Below are 17,903 nucleotides of genomic sequence, written 5' to 3'. Positions count from 1 at the left end.
AGTGAAGGTAAAGAATGTTGAAGGGTGCAATCTAAATTTTCAGATAAAGTCATAAAAAAATGAGCGTATTTACATACACTCATTTTTACTACATTTTACTAATATTTGCTTAACTGACTGGCATTACCTTTTAAGGCGCTTTTTTTACGTAAATTTTCTATTAATGCCAGATGAACTGTTTAGAATAATTTTAATCTAAGCAGTTTTTAGACCAATGATCTGCTAATGCTAGGTCTTAAAAAACCTAGTTCAGTAGAATCAAGTCTTATTTATAAAGAGGTTTATCCATGGATAGCCAGCTTGAAGAAATACGTGAGATCTGGGCAAATGCATTCTACAGTGGCGACTATGATGTGCTGCGCCACTATGAACATCAGGACTTTCAGGTGGTTTTTGAACAGGAAGGCCGCGTAGAAGGAAGTTATCTGCGTTATGACCGGATCGCTCATGCGGTACAAAACGGTGTATGGAAACCGCTGAAGCCAGACATAGAATATGAAGAATACGAGTACAATGAAGACCAGACCGAATGCCGGATCTTGATTGGACTGGAAAATAATAAACAGCGTCTTCAGGAGATCTGGAAGCTAGAGGATGAATGGAAAATTCTAGAACTTAGATTTTTGAAATCCTAGAATTTCAATGATTTATCAAGTTAATTCGAAATTTTTTAAAAATATTTGAATAGTGTTGTTTTAAATCTTGCTTAAACCTTGATCAATCGTGTGGATAACTGCAAAGTTATCCATATTTTTTATGTGAATAAGATAGTATTTATCCACAAGTTATATTGCCTTTCTTATCTCTCATTTTTTTAAATTCAAATTTAATTTCTATATCTTGTGGATAAGTGTTTTTAAATTTAAAATAGGTTTTTGAATTTAAAAGACTAGTTGGAGCCATAACTTCTCTGCTCTTAAAAGCAACCAGTTCAGGTGAATTTTTATCTGTTTTTAATGGAAAAATTATATAAACCAGCTAAAAATTAATAGCTTATATTAATATTGTAGATTTAATTAATAATCAGCGTGGAACATATTTTAATTCTAAAGATCTTCACTGTAGCTAAACTACACAATTAATTTAATAATCAAGTGAACTTTCAATTTTTTATTACTGAATCATAGGCTTATAGATTTTTCTAACTTTTACTTCTATAGCTTAGTTTCTTTAAGCTGGATCATCACGTGACCTAGTGCCAGTTCATCTGATAAACAGACAATAGATCTGAGCTTTTAAAACTGAAAATAGAAAAAGTATGGTTTATAAAATGGTGATCAAAAATAAAAAAAGCGCCTAACGGCGCTTTCTATTTTTTAATGATTGTATTTATGGGGTCAGAATAATCTTGCGGCAGTCTTCTTCACGTTTATCGAAAATACGATAGCCTTCAGCAGCTTCTTCCAGTTTCATGCGATGGGTGATAATCACTTCTGGAGACAGCTGGCCATTTTCTACATATTCAAGTAATTGTGGCAGGAATTTATGTACATGCGTTTGACCCATTTTAAAGGTCAGTCCTTTATCGAAGGCATCACCAAACAGGAAGCCATGAATTGGACCAGCATATACACCTGGCACACTCACCACACCACCACGGCGTACTGCGGCGATACATTGACGTAAGGCAAAGCCGCTCGAACCTTCAATTTTTAGATTCGTCATCACAGTTTCAAGCAAACTGCCTTTGGCCTCGAAACCAATCGCATCAATGACGGCATCAACACCACGATGACCGGCAGTATTTTGAATAATATATTCAGCTGCATCGACTTCATCAAAATTCACTGGAATTGCACCATAAGTTTGATGGGCGAAACGCAGACGGTAAGGGTGGTGATCGACCATAAAGATCTGTTCGGCACCCAGCATACGTGCGCAGGCAGCCGACAGTAAACCAACTGGACCAGCACCATAAATCGCAACACTGGAGCCGCGAGTGACCTGGGCATTGGTTACAGCCTGCCATGCAGTAGGCAAGATATCAGTCAGAAACAGGACTTTTTCATCCGGTAATGATCCCGGTACTTTAAATGGGCCTACATTACCTTTAGGTACACGGACATATTCAGCCTGTCCGCCTGGTACACCGCCATACAAATGACTATAACCAAATAGAGCGGCACCTGGTGGAATCTGTTTCTTATTGATAATTGCACCACGGCCGGTATTGGTATTTTCACAGGCAGCCATCAGTTCATGTTCACAGAAAAAACAGTGACCACATGCAATCACGAAAGGAATAATGACCCGGTCGCCTTTTTTGACTTCTGTGACTTCAGGGCCGACTTCTTCTACAATTCCCATAAATTCATGGCCGAAAATATCGCCATCTTCAGTAGCCGGGATTTTACCCCGGTATAGATGCAGATCTGAGCCACAGATGGCAGTCGCTGTCACCCTTAAAATGACGTCATCTGGTTCCTGAATCACTGGATCTGGAACGGATTCAACTCGTACATCCCGAGCACCATGATAGGTAAGAGCACGCATGCGGATTTCCTCTCTCTAGTTCAACATTAAACAGACTCGTATCAAGGCTGCCAAAAATAAAAAACACTTTTATTAGAGCCTTATGGGCCAAGAAATCGCTGTAAATTAATGTATGAAATAAGACATCCGAGTGTTTAAAAAATAAACTTATATAGGATTTGCGTAATTCACTACAAAATATGTCAAAAACGGTTTCGATAAAAAAATCAGGGAAAAGATGGAGAGAGCAATATATAAAAAGTATAAAAAAGAGATTAGCTCCAGTTGCAGCTAATCTCTAAGATTTGAATCAAGGTTTAAAACTTAACCTTCCTGAAAAGATTGCTCCAAACTTTCTAGCTCCATCATCAGTTCTAGCATTTGCTCTTCGGCAGTTTCCAGTTTCTGTTTCAGTTCAGTTTGCTCGTTCATAAGTTTCAGCAAGTCATCTTTACGTGCAGCTTCATATAAAGCGCTATCTGCCAGCAATTCTTCAATTTCTGCCAGACGCGGTTGTAACTTGTCAATTTGCGCTTCGCATTTTTCGATATTCTTGCGAATCGGACGAGTCTGCTCACGACGCTGAGCGGCCAGTTTGCGCTGTGCTTCCTTATCTACTTTGGCTACCACCACAGGTTTAGCTTCTGTTTCTACTACCTGTGCTTTGGCTAAGGCATTCTGCGCATTGATCTGCTGTTGACGCGCTTCACGTAACCATTTGGCATAGTCCTGCAGATCGCCCTCAAATTCGCTACAACGTCCGGCATGCACTAACAGCAATTCATCACATACTGTCGCAATCAATTGACGTTCATGCGAAACGAGTACCACCGCACCTTCAAAATCCTGCAAAGCCATAGTCAGGGCATGGCGCATATCCAGATCCAGATGGTTTGTCGGTTCATCCAGAATCAGTACATTTGGACGCTGCCAAACAATTAAAGCCAAAGCCAAACGTGCACGTTCACCCCCAGAGAAACTCTCACATGGGGTATCCATGCGCTCACCGCTAAAACCGAAACTGCCGAGGAAAGAGCGTAAAGAAGCTTCACTGATTTTTGGATCGGCGATACGTGCCAGTTGTAGCATTGGGCTGGCATTAGCATCCAAAGCATCCATCTGGTGTTGAGCAAAATAACCAATATTGAGTAATTCTGAGGCTTTACGTTGACCATTTAATAAAGGCAAATCTCCGACTAAGGTTTTGATTAGGGTTGATTTACCCGCACCATTCATTCCCAGTAAACCAATGCGAGAATTTGGGGTGATTTGCAGGTTAATTTTGCTGGCAATCGATTTATCGCCATAACCAATTTCCGCCTGTTCCAAGGCCAGAAGTGGTGAACTCATTTTGGTCGGTTCACGGAAACTGAAGGTAAAAGGCGTATCTACATGAGCAGGGGCGAGATCCTGCATACGCTCCAGCATTTTGATCCGGCTTTGGGCCTGACGTGCTTTAGTTGCTTTGGCTTTGAAACGGTCAATAAATTTTTGTAAATGTGCTCGGGCTTCCTGCTGTTTCTCAAAGGCCTGTTGCTGTTGCGCCAGACGCTCGCTACGGGTCACTTCAAAAGTTGAATAATTACCGGTATAGAGGGTGAGTTCCTGATTTTCGATATGCAGAATATGATCCGTCACGGCATCCAGAAAATCACGGTCATGCGAAATTAGCACTAAAGTGCCTTCATACGCCTTTAACCAGTCTTCGAGCCACAAAATCGCATCCAGATCCAAGTGGTTGGTCGGTTCATCGAGTAATAGCAGGTCTGAACGGCTCATCAGGGTACGGGCCAGATTCAGACGCATCCGCCAACCGCCTGAAAAGCTGGAAACATCCAGGCGAATCTGATGATCCATAAAGCCCAGACCGGCCATCAACTGAGCTGCTTTAGATGGAGCAGAATAGCCATGAATTTCGTCGAAACGGCCATGTAACTGTGCCAGTTCAGCATCGGATAGTTGTTCCGGATGTGCCAGTTTGGCCTGTATATCCCAATACTCTTCATCGCCTGACAGAACAAAATCAATGGCTGGCATATCTAGGGCTTTAATTTCCTGAGCCATATGCGCTACGGTCCAAACGGATGGACGGGTTAGCGAGCCCTCATCTGCACTGAGCTCACCTAAAAGAGCCGCAAACAGGGTGGATTTTCCTGCACCATTCACGCCGGTTAAACCAATTTTCCAGCCGGGATGAAGCTGCATGGAGGCTTTTTGAAATAACACTCGCCCACCACGGCGTAACGAAACTTGGTCTAACTGAATCATTGAACTTACTAATAAGGGCAAAAGAGAATGCCGCTATTCTAATGGAAAGCCGAGAGAAAACAAAAAATCTTCGTTGCAGTTTATCCTGTTCAAGCTTTAAAAATTTATAGATTCATATATGATGAACTATGTTTTGAGTAAATACTCTATTTTGTTTAAAAACCGAAAGATAGAGCCATCAAGGCTCATAATAATATTGAGTAGAATAAAAATGAAAAAAGGATTTTTAATTTTATCTGCACTGGGCCTATGGGCTTCGAGTGCACATGCTGCCCCAGTCAATGTCTGTGTATTTGATTTACTGGGAAAATCGGGTGAATCCTTCAAACTGCTGGAAGAATGGGCATTAGCCAGCAAGCAGTGGGGGGCTACGGTTCAATTGATTGCTTATCAGGATGAAGCCAAAGTCGATCAGGATGCCAAAGCCGGAAAATGCGATGGCTTCTATATGACCTCCATGCGCGCGCGAGCTTATAACAAATTTGCAGGCTCCATTGATGCCATTGGCGGCGTTCCTAATAATGACATTGCCATGAAAGCGGTGAGTTATGTGCTGGATAAGCGTAATACCAAGCGCATGACCACTCAGATTGGCAAGGAAAAATTTGAAGTAGCCGGTATTGGCCAGATTGGTCCTGCTTATATCTTTGTCCGTGATCGTAATATGAACAAGCTAGAACATATTAAGGGCAAGAAGTTTGCTGTGCTGCATTATGACTATGCCCAAACCATTATGGTGAACCGGGTAGAAGCCGTACCGGTGAATTCGGAAATTTCTAATTTCATCCGTAAATTTAATCAGGGTGAAGTGGATATTGTGGCAGCACCCGCTTATGCCTTTAAACCTCTTGAAGTGACCAAAGGACTGGGTCAGAAAGGAGCCATGATTAACTTTCCGGTGGTCAATGTCACAGCAGATCTGATTATTCGACCGGATAAATTTCCGGAACAGTTTGCAGCCAATTCCCGACAATGGTTTGTTAAGCAGTTACCCCGTAGCTTCGCGATGGTGAAACGTATGGAAGCAGAAATCCCGCGTAAATATATTCTGAACCTGAGCCGTGAGGAACAGGTCAGTTATCAAAAAATTCTGCGTGAAGGACGCATGGATTTAACCAAACAGGGCATCTATGACGCTGGCATGATGACAGTATTAAAACGGGCACGTTGTACTGTAGAAAGAACTAATTTCGAATGCTCAATCAGTGGTGAATAATTTTAAAATCATGTATATCTTTGTAACTACAGCGAATGAAATGTAATTCAAAGTAGCTAAGCTAAAATATTAAGATGCTGATATATTTATAAAAAAATAAGATAAAAGAAATCAAGAAAAACTGATTTATCTTTATAGGCCAAAAAGCCGCTTTTATCTGGAGTAAATGCTCTATTTTTTTGAAATAAATTTGCTTAATATTTGACGCGTGTACGGACACTCAGCTAACAACAAGATTTCAAAGGATAACTAAAATGAAAAAAACACTCTTATCATTGGCTGCATTTTCTGCATTTGGTTTTGCAGGTGTGGCACATGCAGAAAAGGTCGATATCTGTGTGTTTGACCTACTTGGTAAATCTGGCGAGTCTTTCCAGATGGCTCAGGAATGGGCACTGGCAGCAAAAGGCTGGGGCGCAGATATTAATCTGATCGCTCGTCAGGATGAAGCCGTCGCTGACAATGACTTTAAGGCTGGCAAATGTGATGGCGTATTCATGACCGCCATGCGTGCCCGTCAATATAACAAGTTTGCCGGTTCAATCGATGCCTTAGGTGGTGCTCCAAGTAATGCCATTGCACAGCGTGCGATTAGCTTCGCTTTGGATAAGCGTAATGCCGCTAAAATGGTTACGACCATGGGCGGTAAAAAATATGAGGTGGCCGGGATTGCGCCATTAGGTTCAGCTTTTATCTTTGTACGTGACAAAAACATTAACTCCATTGAAAAAGCGGCAGGCAAGAAGTTTGCTGTTCTTGGCTATGATGATGCGCAAAAAATCATGGTTCAACGTGTAGGTGCTCAGGCTGTAGTGTCTGATGTATCCAACTTCGTGGCCAAGTTTAATAATGGCCAAGTCGATATGGTGGGCGCACCGGCGTATGCGTACAAGCCACTCGAAATCTATAAAGGTCTGGGCAATAGCGGTGCGATGTTTAACTTCCCGGTACTGCATGTCACCTCTGACTTTGTGATCCGTCCGGAGAAATTCCCAGCCGGTTTTGGCCAGAAGTCTCGTGACTGGTTCATTAAAAATCTGCCTAAGAGCATGGCGATGATTAATCGTCTGGAAGCCGGTATTCCAGCGAAATATAAGCTGAATCTGAGCGCGGAAGACAAAACCAAGTACCAGAAGTTATTACGTGAAGGACGTATGGATATGACCAAGCGTGGAATCTATGATGCCAGCATGATGTCGGTATTGAAACGTGCACGTTGCTCTGTCGATAAGGCCAACTTTGAATGTTCACTTTCTGGCGAATAATTTGATTTTTAAGGAAAAAAGCTTAGATTTATCTAAGCTTTTTTTATATTAAACAAAGTCAGATCTGCCATTGCAGATCACGGTAAAGCAGTTAAGCTGATTAAAAATAATGCTTTCATGTTTAGTATAAAAAACAATAACATGTAGCACTTAAAGCAGATAACAAAAACAAGGCAATCAAGGAAAGCAAAATGATGCAGAGAGGATGGAAAGCCCTGGCTGTAGGTGCAGCACTCGCGGCAGTTTCAGGTCTGGCTCAGGCTAAACAGGTGGTATGTGTATTCGATCTGGTCGGCAAAAATGGTGACGTTTATGCTGTAATGAAAGACTATCAGCTGGCTGCAAAAAACTGGGGTGCTGATATCGAGCTTAGGGTAAATACCAATGAAGCTGTCGTCGCAGAAGATTTTAAAGCCGGTAAATGTGACGGGATCAGTGTTACCGGTATGCGTGGCCGTCAGTTTAACCGTTTTACCGGTTCACTCGATGCGATCGGCGCAATTCCAGATCTGAACCTGGCGGTAAAAGTCATGCAAGGCCTGGCGAGTCCGACCTTTGCCAAGCTCATGGTTCAAGGCAAATATGAAGTCGCAGGAGTGATTCCGGTAGGCGATGCCTTCCTGATGGTCAATGACCGAAGCATTAATACAGTTGCGAAAGCAGCAGGTAAAAAAATTGCTGTACTTGACTATGACGAAGCACAAAAAATCATGGTTCAACAAGTGGGTGCACAGGCAGTCAGCGCCGATGTGACCAACTTTGGCTCTAAATTTAACAATGGTCAGGTCGATATTATTGGCGCGCCGGCTGCTGTATTTAAACCGCTAGAACTGCATAAAGGTTTGGGTAGCAAGGGTGCTATTGTGAATTATCCGGTATTGCAGGTCACCGGTAATATTATTATTCGTCCAGATAAATTCCCGGCAGGATATGGACAAAAATCACGTGAATGGGTGAAAAGCCAGTTACCACGTGCTTTTGGAATTTTGGGTAAAATGAAGGCAGATATTCCCTCTAAATACTGGATGGATATTCCTGAAGCAGATAAGCCAGGTTACCAAAAGCTGATGCGTGATTCGCGGATTGATCTGACCAAACGGGGTATTTATGATAAACGCATGATGAAGTTACTCTGGCAATTCCGCTGCAAGCAAAATCCGAAAAACTTCGAATGTGCATTACAGGATGAGAACTATAAACAATCCTGATAAAACTACTCTGATTTGACTTTTAATCTGTACAGACTGACCATATATTGAGTGTGTTATACTTGAAATATGGTCTTTTCTTTTTAAAGACATTCCATTCAACAGAGGAATCCGCCATGAATGCTCAAGCGCTTGTGCTCACCGACAATGCCGCAAATAAAGTACGCCAGTTGCGTGACAGTGAAGGTAACCAAGACTTAATGCTCCGTGTGTATGTCACCGGTGGCGGTTGTTCAGGTTTCTCTTATGGCTTTAACTTTGCGGAAAGCCAAAATGAAGATGATGCAGAATTCGTCAATGGCGATGTCAAAATGCTGGTCGATTCTCTGAGCTATCAATATCTGGTCGGTTCAGTGGTTGACTATGTTGAAGGTCTGGAAGGTTCACGTTTTGTGGTACAAAACCCGAATGCGACCACGACCTGTGGTTGTGGATCTTCATTCTCGATCTAATACCTATCAAGTTGAATAAAAAAGTCCTCATATGAGGACTTTTTTATATCTGAAGAAAGCTTAGCTTTCCAGTTTGACCGCTTCAAGCAGGTCAAAAATCACTGTAGTGACATCCTGACTCAGTTCGCGGTTATTAAATATCTCGTAGGCTGTAATGGTAATGTCCGTATCACTCGGCAACAGACGCTGTTCTTCCTCAATCAAGTCATTGATCGGTAACAAAGTCTGTTTCACTTGCAGATGCAAAATATCCTTAAATTCAAGATTTTCATCATCCAGCTCGATCAGCTGTTCATTGAAATAAGGCAGCAAAATTGAATGAAGATAAGGTTGAATATCCTCGATATCAAAGATCTCGATATCACGGGTTTCATCAATCGTACTAATGTGGTCATTTACTTCAATTAAAATATGGTAGTAACTCACATGAATCTCCAAGAAAGTTGGCCTAAGACGTCCTACTGTTCTTCACAATAACATGAAATGAAACCAAGTTGTATTTTTACTAGCCTAAACACATAAATAATATAGGGAATTAAAACCTGAATGTTATCGGGTATACAATAGGGTCTTGTCTGCCGGGCGTAGTTTGAAATCTTGCAGATTCTGTTCACCCAATACAGGATACATTAAGGCTTCCGGATCATTATGATGATAGAGACCCAAGGCATGGCCCAGCTCATGTGCCAAAGTTAAACGTAAATCATCTTTGGCATCAAACTGGTAAATCTGGATCTTATCTCCCATAAAAATACCCTTATGAAACTGGCGTGGGGGAAAACGCTGCTGGGCCTGCTGGATATTTCGCTGATGACTTTGCACACTGTTTTGATGAACAGAAACTTGCTGATTAAATGAAGATAGCTGTTCCTGAAGATAGGCATATTCGCGCTTAAAACTTTCCAGTTTAGGCTTGAGCATTTCCATCTCATACTGAAGCTGTTCACGCTCGGCAGATGAGCTGGCTTGTTGACGGCGTTGCAATAAAGTTTGAAATTCAAACTCAAGCTGACTTTTTTGCTGGATCAGTCGTTGCTGCTGATCTTCCAGATTTTTCTGTGAAACTTGCAGATTGCTGACTTCACGCTGATATCTGGCTTCATCGGCAAGTAACTTTTTTTCAACCTTTTTAAAGGCTTCATAGTCCTGTTGGCGTTGATCATAAATCAGTTGAATGGCCAGCTGAGCATTCTCATCATAGACCATCAGATCATCGCGATTGGTTCCTTCATGCCAGATCTGAATAGCTTCCTGACTTAATTGAATGACCTCATCACGGGTCAAGCCAAAACCGGGATCGACTTGGTCAATCCGGAAACGTAGGCGCGTATCAAAAGGATGGGTCAAACGGTCAGCCAGGGAATTAAATTTTAATTGTGGATGGGTCTTGGTTTGTAGATACAAAAACAGTGACACAATGAAAACGACAATCCCCAGAAAGCTTAAAAGACGCATAGTGTTTTTTTAAATATTGTTTGGCTCAATGTAGCTAAAAAACCAGCAAAATCCTAGCGTCAGAGCGATAAAAAGTGGCAATAAAAAACCGTGCTTATGCACGGTTCTGTTCAGGTCAGATTATGATTTTTTACCTTTCCACTGTTCAATCTGTCTTGGCATATTGGAATGATAGATAAAACCAAGGCCTATACCATTCAATAAGAAGATCATAAATTCAATTAAATATTTCAGGTTATAGGAATGTCTGGTTTGGTGATTAAAGGCATACAGCGTGATTTCAGATTTAAAGATCTGGAAAATAATATAGCTCAGCAATCCAATAGCTAGAATGATAAAGCCTTTTCCGGAAGGATAACGCTGAGGTACAGCCAGGATCAGTAATACAATGATAGCAATCAGGAAACCCAAGGAAAAAGAAGCTTCAATTCCGAAGGTTTGCAGGTAATTAAAAGGCGCGAGTACCACATTCGGCGGTAAGATCAGAAGCAGATTGCCCATCGGGTAGAGCAGCATGATCGCAAGCCCGGAAGCCAGAAGAAAAAGCTTAACAAAATTCTGCATACGTTTTTATTTTTAAGTTATTTATTTCATTATAGTTTAATTAAAAAAGATTCTATTGCCTATGTATTGAACAAAAAAAAGACCGCATAAAATGCGGTCTTTTTCTCAAAGTGACAAATTATTTTTTGTCATCTTTTACTTCAGTGAATTCAGCATCAACTACGCCGTCATCTGCTTTTTGGGCTTGGCCTTCGCCGCCTTGGAATGCATTAGGATCGAAACCTTGTGCACCGCCTTGGCCTTGAGCTGCTTCATAAGCACGTTGAGTGATCGGCATAATAATGTTTTGCAATGCTTCAGTTTTCGCTTTGATTGCTTCAACATCATTTTCTTTCGTAGACGCTTCTAACTCAGAAACCGCAGTTTCGATTGCAGTTTTTTCGTCAGCAGTCACTTGTTCGCCAAGATCTTTTACTGCTTTTTGAGCAGAAGAAACTAGTGCATCCGCTTCGTTACGTGCTTTTGCAAGCTCTTCGAACTTACGGTCTTCTTCAGCATTTGCTTCAGCATCTTTGATCATTGCTTCGATTTCAGCATCAGACAAACCTGAGTTTGCTTTGATCTGGATAGATTGCTCTTTACCAGTGCTCTTATCTTTCGCAGATACTTTCAAGATACCATCCGCGTTGATGTCGAATGATACTTCAATTTGTGGCACACCACGTGGAGCAGGTGGGATGTCGCCTAACTGGAAGTTACCCAACAATTTGTTTTGTTGAGCCATTTTACGTTCACCTTGGTAAACTGAAATGTCTACAGCAGGCTGGTTGTCCGCAGCAGTTGAGAACACCTGAGATTTCTTCGCAGGAATCGTCGTGTTTTTCTCAATGATTGGAGTCAACACGCCACCCATGGTTTCAATACCAAGAGTTAGTGGAGTTACGTCAAGAAGAAGTACGTCAGTTTTATCACCAGACAATACCGCACCTTGGATCGCAGCACCCATTGCGACTGCTTCGTCCGGGTTCACGTCTTTACGTGGCTCGCGACCGAAGAATTCTTGTACTTTTTGTTGTACAAGTGGCATACGAGACTGACCACCTACCAAAATTACGTCAGAGATGTCAGAAGTTGAAAGACCTGCATCTTTCAGCGCAATCTTACAAGGCTCGATGGTACGAGCTACAAGATCAGCAACTAAACCTTCAAGTTTTGCACGAGTTACATTGATCACTAAGTGTTTAGGACCAGTCGCATCTGCAGTGATGTATGGAAGGTTGATTTCAGTTGCGTTAGAAGAAGAAAGCTCGATTTTTGCTTTTTCAGCTGCTTCTTTCAGACGTTGTAACGCAAGTGGATCGTTTTTCAAGTTAACGTTTTGTTCTTTCTTGAACTCTTCAACCAGGTAGTCGATCAATGCGTTATCGAAGTCTTCCCCACCAAGGAAGGTATCACCATTAGTTGATAACACTTCGATTTGCTGGTCGCCATCAAGGTCAGCAATTTCAATGATTGAAACGTCGAATGTACCACCACCCAAGTCGTATACCGCAACTTTACGGTCGCCTTCTTTCTTGTCCATACCGAACGCAAGCGCCGCAGCAGTTGGTTCGTTGATGATACGTTTAACTTCTAGGCCTGCAATTTTACCTGCATCCTTAGTTGCTTGACGTTGTGCATCGTTGAAGTAAGCAGGAACAGTAATCACCGCTTCAGTGACTGTTTCACCCAGGTAGTCTTCTGCAGTTTTCTTCATTTTTTTCAGAACTTCTGCAGAGATCTGTTGTGGAGCAAGTTTCTTGTCGTTTACTTCAACCCAAGCATCGCCATTGTCAGCTTTCAGGATTTTGTAAGGAACCAGACCGATATCTTTTTGTACTGCCTGGTCTTCATAACGACGACCGATCAGACGTTTGATCGCGAATAATGTGTTTTTAGGGTTGGTTACCGCTTGGCGTTTAGCTGATTGACCAACAAGGATCTCACCATCTTTGTACGCAATAATAGATGGAGTTGTACGTGCGCCTTCAGCGTTTTCGATAACTTTAACTTTGTCGCCTTCAAGTACTGCAACACATGAGTTTGTAGTACCTAAGTCAATACCAATGATTTTAGCCATTTGGATGTTTCCTCAAAAATTTTTTTGTGATTTACACTTGTTATCCGATATGAGAGCCGTTCAATTTTTTTCAAGTAAATTTTTAGAAAAAATTTCACAAACTCCCGATTTATTTAGCTTAAGCGCCAACCATGACCATTGCAGGACGTAATAAACGACCATTGAGGGCATAGCCTTTTTGCAAGACTGTACCGATTTCATTAGATTTGGCATTTGGATCAATACCGACTGCCTGATGCAATTCAGCATTAAAACCATTTGCGGTATCAACTGCGACTACACCAAATTTCTCTAGTGTATTGAGCAACGCTTTCAGGGTCAGTTCTACGCCTTCACGTAACGGGCCCTGTTCTTCCCCTGCAGCAACAATCGCGCGCTCCAGGTTATCCACTGTATCTAGCAGCTCTTTAGAGAACTTTTCCAGCACAGTGTCTTTATGCTTTTCTGATTCACGCTGAATACGTTCCACACTTTTTTGTGCTTCGTAAACTGCATTGGCAGTGCGTGCTTTTTCTAACTTTAAGTCACCTTCAAGTTGTGCAATCTGCTCTTGTAAAGATTCAACGGTAACTTCTACTTGCTCAGGTTCAGCTTGAGTTTGCTCTACCTCTTGTGTCGCTTGCTCTTGCTCAAGATCTTGAGCTTGTTCGTTCTGCTCAGTTGCCATTGATTTACTCCGTTTAAATGGGTTCTTAAACATGTACAGTCCTTGGGCGTCAGAGTTAACTGCGTTAATACTGAACTGCCATGATTGAAATTTTTAATTATTTAAAGAAATCGGGGCAGGGGCAAAAAATTCAAGCACAAGTACAGATTAATTTTAGGATTTATTTAGATTTAATGGCTTTCATAAAAGCAGCATCGTATTTTTAGATAGAAATAATAATTTTTATCTGTTTTAAATATTTTTAGAACAGGTGCATCATAGCGTCATTAACAGCGGCCTTGTTCTGAGGAGAGAGCTGAACCAGGTTGCTGTTGCCTTATTTTTTAAGCTGTTTTTTCCAGTCGGATCCCTCACACATGGTCCGGCTTTTTTTTGTCCAGATTATTTTTTAGACATAAAAGCGATTAATAACTAAGCAATAAAGTATTACACAAAAAATGAGCAACGCTATATTATTTATTTCAGATTCTATCGCTGTAGTTTCTTCTCTTTTTTAGAAATGTGTTTTCGTGGCTTATCTTTTCTCTAGATAAGCCTTTTTTTTGCCTGAAATTTGCTACGGTTTTCGACCTATAAAATGAGATCATCTTCATCAAGGCTGTGTTGAGTAAAAACATTTCTTCTATTCAAAGAAAATAACTGGAATGAGATCAAAACCATAAAACCGAGTCCATAAAAAAAGCCCTGATCTAAATCAGGGCCTCTTTTTTTATTTATATTCTGCCTAATCACGACGATTACGTGGTCGCTGCTGTTCCTGTTTACGTCGCTGATCATTCCAGCGTGGATTATTGGAGCGGTTTTGCTGAACCCGTTTACGCTGCTGTTCTGCCACTTTTTTACGTTGTTCCAGCTGCTGGCGACGTTTACGTTCGGCCTGGGCCTGTTTCTGACGCTGGTTACTCAGATTCTTGCGTTGCTGTTCCAGACGTTGTCGTTCCAGTTGAGTTTTACGACGATCCAGTTCTATTTGCCGACGCCGTTCCTGTTCCCAGTTACGCTGCTGAATATTTTTGCGCCGTTCCAGTTCCAGCCTCTTACGTTGCTGTTCATATTCCCAGCGTTGCCGGTCATAGCGGCGGTCTTGATCATAACGATAGTCATAACCTCGATCGCGACGGTCATAACGTCCGTCATAATAACCATCATCAGGAAAAGCCACACAGCCTACGGCTAAAAATGCAGTGGCTAAGGATACCGTTATTATTCTTATCGCCATAAGCTATCTCCTTTTATACAGACTTCTACATCAAAGTCGCAAAAGTGCTGTAAAAATCTCACTTAAACTGTCAATGACATCTGATTAAATTCAGGTTAGCGTATTTGGCAGATGATCTATGTACATTGATATTAAGACTTATATAAGAATATGGTCACTAAAACCCTAATCATGTAGAAAAAATGAAGAATTATGGGAAAAGGATGAAAACTCATGGGTGTGAATAATCCGGTCACAAAATTTGTAATGGATAAGGGGCAGGGCACTGCAGCACGCTTGCTGGATTGCCTGCCGAGCTTTGCACAAGAACGTCTGGTAAAAGCATTGGATTATCCTTATGACTATCCTGATTTGGATCCTTATATAAAATGCTTGATGGCGATTCAGATTAAACAGGGAGAGCACAGTTTTATTAGTGAAGATGCGGTGCAGTCACGTCAACTGTTTGATGAACGCATGAAAGCTATTCAGGTGAAACCGACGCCGGTCAAGGCAGTCGAGGATCTGCGTTTGCCATTGCAAAATGGCACTATCTTTGCCCGACATTATCATCCGGCACCACAGAAAAAATTGCCGATGGTCATTTTCTATCATGGTGGTGCATTTATAGTGGGTGGTCTGGATACGCATGATGAGTTCTGCCGTTTATTGGCGGTACATGCCAAGGTGCAGGTACTCAGCGTGGCTTATCCGCTAACGCCCGAATACAGTCCTTTGCAGATGGTACAGGTCTGTGAAGATGCTCTGGCTTGGGTACATCAAAACATTAAGCAGCTGAAAATCTATAAAAACCAGATTGTAGTGGCAGGGGATAGTGCAGGTGGAAATCTGGCGGCAGTAGTTGCGCAGCGGAGTGCCGATAAAATCTATGCACCTCGCGCACAGTTATTGCTTTACCCGGCTGTCGATTTTAAAAGCCGCCATCCTTCTTTTTATGCATACAATCAGGGCCTGGTACTTTCAGCTCAGGATATTGATCTGGTGACCAAGCTATATGCTGAAACACATCAGGTCGAACTGGACGATCCGCTGATTTCACCGACCTATGGTGAACTGAAGAATCTACCGCCTGCCTATGTGATTACCGCCCGTCATGATGTGTTGCATGATGAGGGTTCAATCTATGCTCTGAAGTTACGTGAGAATGGGGTACGAGTGTACTATCGGGAATATACGGATCAGGCACATGGTTTTATCAATCTGACCCCAATTCATAAACGTTCGAAAAAGCAGGTTATTGAACTCAGCAAGAATTTCCGTAAATTCCTGGATAAAAAGATCTGATTCAAAAATAGATGTAAAAAAGGTGTTTCACGTGAAACACCTTTTTTATTTTTTATGGATCTTGGCTTCTGGAAAGACTAAATTAAATTTAGGTACATAAAAGCTTTGTAAATATTTAGCTTTAGAAAAATCTGGGAATATATCCTGAGTATCTTGCCACTCTGCTTGAATGAGCTTGGATAAATAACCCCGGAATTGAGGGCTAAACTGATAATGCTGGGATTTCCAAGTTTGCCGGATTTTTAGCATGGAGCTTGGAAGATGATGACTATTTAAATAGAAAGAACGAGGAGATTTAGGTTTTTTAAGACGAAGCGTCATGCTTTGCTCACGATAAGTAATGCGGCAAATCGTTTCCTGTCCCTGTTCTTGCCAGTCAAACTCTGCATATTCTTTAGGAATACCCCACAAGTGCTGACCATGCACAATAGATTCATGAGTAGAGACATAAATTTTCGGAATAGTCGAAAGACGCCGTCTGCTAATTAAAGGATGATCCATAATGAGCAATTCATCATAAGGGCCCACAGGAGAATGATGATAGCGCACTAATAGAACCTGAACGACACAGCCGAGTGGAGATGGCGCAATCCGAAAACTTTGAAATTCACGAATGAAATGAGGGGTAATCCAGTAATTTAGAATAAAACCCTCCCCCTGCAAATGCCAGGGAGGAAATTGATGGACGCTTTTCTCCTGTAGTAATGCATGGCTCATTATTATTCTCTTGTCTTTAGTCGGCAGGTCACTGCATTATTAGTCATGAAAGATTAATATGTTGTGAATCTCAACCTTTCTTTATCAGTAGATGAGTTAAAAAATGTTAAAAAAATCATTATCTGCTATCGCGTTGATCGCATTTAGCTTGCCAAGTTTTGCTGCCAATACCCTGATCGAGATGAAGACCTCATCCGGTAATATCGAAATTGAACTCTTTAATGACAAAGCACCGATTACGGTGAAAAACTTTGAAGAATATGTCAAAAGCAACTTCTATACAGGAACCATTTTCCATCGGGTCATTCCTGGTTTCATGATTCAGGGCGGAGGCTTTGATCTCAACATGCAGGAAAAAGCCAATAATAAAGCTTCAATCAAGAATGAATCAGATAATGGTTTGCAAAACAAACGTGGCACTTTGGCCATGGCACGTACCAACGACCCTAATTCGGCGAAAGCGCAGTTCTTTATTAACTTGGTAGATAACAGTTTTCTGGATCGTTCACCAAGAAATGCTGGATATGCAGTATTTGGGCGGGTCACTAAAGGTATTGAAGTAGTCGATAAGATCGCTCAAGTACCTACTCAGAACTATGGCATGCATCAGGATGTTCCGAAAACAGCTGTGAAAATCAACAGTGTGACCATTAAAGCACCAAGCGTGAAAAAGTAAGTGAAAAATAAAACATAAATGTTTTGTTTATATTTTCTTTGGAATATTATGAACTTATGTAACAATTGGTAGGAAAATGAACTAATTTGGTGCATAAAAATGAAACAGTCATGATTGGTGTGCGTTAAAAGCACTTGCTTGTGTAGGAAATTGCCCTATAATGAGCTCATACCGACGAGATAGACGGAAACGAACGAAACGCGAAGCGTTGAGTTGTTAAGTTTATCAAAGTCCAGCTTCTGGCACTGACGAGGTGTTAGAAAGATCATTAAGAGATTATGAAGAACAACTTGTGTGGATTTTTACTGGTTGATTGATCGAAATTATTTTCATTGATTGAATGGTAGAAATTACTCGAAGTTTATTTGAGAAATATTTGTC

The 17,903-nt window shown here is 41.4% G+C and carries 16 protein-coding genes; 7 read left to right on the top strand and 9 right to left on the bottom strand.

The genetic code is table 11. From position 1 onward, the window contains the following. Positions 1-287: 287 nt before the first annotated feature. Positions 288-635 carry a hypothetical protein gene (locus tag FTV14_RS14570; RefSeq protein ID WP_180012252.1) on the top strand — a complete coding sequence of 116 codons (348 nt, stop codon included), beginning with the start codon at positions 288-290 and terminating at the stop codon, positions 633-635. A 694-nt stretch (positions 636-1,329) separates the two neighbouring features. Here the strand turns inward: FTV14_RS14570 and FTV14_RS14565 are convergent. Both FTV14_RS14565 and FTV14_RS14560 read right to left on the bottom strand, forming a co-directional pair. Continuing rightward, positions 1,330-2,493 carry a zinc-dependent alcohol dehydrogenase gene (locus FTV14_RS14565; protein WP_159124281.1) on the bottom strand — a complete coding sequence of 388 codons (1,164 nt, stop codon included), beginning with the start codon at positions 2,491-2,493 and terminating at the stop codon, positions 1,330-1,332. A 303-nt stretch (positions 2,494-2,796) separates the two neighbouring features. Next, a complete protein-coding gene (locus FTV14_RS14560) occupies positions 2,797-4,740 on the bottom strand; it encodes an ATP-binding cassette domain-containing protein (RefSeq protein WP_180025581.1) in 1,944 nt (647 codons plus the stop codon). A gap of 211 nt (positions 4,741-4,951) precedes the next feature. On the opposite strand from FTV14_RS14560, the gene FTV14_RS14555 reads away from it, so the two are divergent. From FTV14_RS14555 to erpA, 4 genes are all read left to right on the top strand, one after another. Next, positions 4,952-5,956, top strand: a complete 1,005-nt coding sequence (locus tag FTV14_RS14555; RefSeq protein ID WP_180004174.1) for a putative solute-binding protein — start codon at positions 4,952-4,954, stop codon at positions 5,954-5,956. Between the two features lie 254 nt (positions 5,957-6,210). Beyond that, complete coding sequence (locus FTV14_RS14550; RefSeq protein WP_004780360.1) at positions 6,211-7,221, top strand: putative solute-binding protein; 1,011 nt, start codon at positions 6,211-6,213, stop codon at positions 7,219-7,221. A gap of 194 nt (positions 7,222-7,415) precedes the next feature. Next, a complete protein-coding gene (locus tag FTV14_RS14545) occupies positions 7,416-8,429 on the top strand; it encodes a putative solute-binding protein (RefSeq protein WP_180018435.1) in 1,014 nt (337 codons plus the stop codon). 116 nt (positions 8,430-8,545) lie between these two features. After that, the gene (erpA, locus tag FTV14_RS14540; RefSeq protein WP_004780362.1) at positions 8,546-8,881 is read left to right on the top strand and encodes an iron-sulfur cluster insertion protein ErpA; all 336 of its coding nucleotides are present in this window, start codon (positions 8,546-8,548) and stop codon (positions 8,879-8,881) included. Positions 8,882-8,941: 60 nt separating this feature from the next. Here erpA and FTV14_RS14535 read toward each other — a convergent pair whose 3' ends face one another. The 6 genes from FTV14_RS14535 to FTV14_RS14510 form a co-directional block, all read right to left on the bottom strand. Further along, positions 8,942-9,319, bottom strand: a complete 378-nt coding sequence (locus FTV14_RS14535) for a hypothetical protein (protein WP_162835342.1) — start codon at positions 9,317-9,319, stop codon at positions 8,942-8,944. Between the two features lie 111 nt (positions 9,320-9,430). Then, positions 9,431-10,336 carry a matrixin family metalloprotease gene (locus FTV14_RS14530; protein WP_034171331.1) on the bottom strand — a complete coding sequence of 302 codons (906 nt, stop codon included), beginning with the start codon at positions 10,334-10,336 and terminating at the stop codon, positions 9,431-9,433. Positions 10,337-10,456: 120 nt separating this feature from the next. Then, positions 10,457-10,900 carry a hypothetical protein gene (locus FTV14_RS14525; RefSeq protein ID WP_179993063.1) on the bottom strand — a complete coding sequence of 148 codons (444 nt, stop codon included), beginning with the start codon at positions 10,898-10,900 and terminating at the stop codon, positions 10,457-10,459. Positions 10,901-11,018: 118 nt separating this feature from the next. Next, positions 11,019-12,959: a molecular chaperone DnaK gene (dnaK, locus tag FTV14_RS14520; protein WP_104426786.1), complete on the bottom strand. Its 1,941-nt coding sequence runs from the start codon at positions 12,957-12,959 to the stop codon at positions 11,019-11,021. Positions 12,960-13,077: 118 nt separating this feature from the next. Beyond that, positions 13,078-13,626 carry a nucleotide exchange factor GrpE gene (gene grpE / locus FTV14_RS14515; protein ID WP_166138659.1) on the bottom strand — a complete coding sequence of 183 codons (549 nt, stop codon included), beginning with the start codon at positions 13,624-13,626 and terminating at the stop codon, positions 13,078-13,080. Positions 13,627-14,350: 724 nt separating this feature from the next. Then, positions 14,351-14,845 (bottom strand): hypothetical protein, encoded by a 495-nt coding sequence (locus tag FTV14_RS14510; protein ID WP_180025579.1) that lies wholly within the window; start codon positions 14,843-14,845, stop codon positions 14,351-14,353. Positions 14,846-15,058: 213 nt separating this feature from the next. Here FTV14_RS14510 and FTV14_RS14505 point away from each other — a divergent pair, with 213 nt between their 5' ends. Further along, a complete protein-coding gene (locus tag FTV14_RS14505) occupies positions 15,059-16,129 on the top strand; it encodes an alpha/beta hydrolase (protein ID WP_180018431.1) in 1,071 nt (356 codons plus the stop codon). Between the two features lie 45 nt (positions 16,130-16,174). Here FTV14_RS14505 and FTV14_RS14500 read toward each other — a convergent pair whose 3' ends face one another. Further along, positions 16,175-16,846: an acetoacetate decarboxylase family protein gene (locus FTV14_RS14500; RefSeq protein WP_180054081.1), complete on the bottom strand. Its 672-nt coding sequence runs from the start codon at positions 16,844-16,846 to the stop codon at positions 16,175-16,177. 103 nt (positions 16,847-16,949) lie between these two features. On the opposite strand from FTV14_RS14500, the gene FTV14_RS14495 reads away from it, so the two are divergent. Then, positions 16,950-17,522 (top strand): peptidylprolyl isomerase, encoded by a 573-nt coding sequence (locus tag FTV14_RS14495; RefSeq protein ID WP_180054080.1) that lies wholly within the window; start codon positions 16,950-16,952, stop codon positions 17,520-17,522. Positions 17,523-17,903: the final 381 nt, after the last annotated feature.

The sequence above is a fragment of the Acinetobacter sp. YH12236 genome (assembly GCF_013417645.1).
Lineage (GTDB): Bacteria > Pseudomonadota > Gammaproteobacteria > Pseudomonadales > Moraxellaceae > Acinetobacter.
This window is presented reverse-complemented; position numbering and strand designations above follow the sequence as displayed.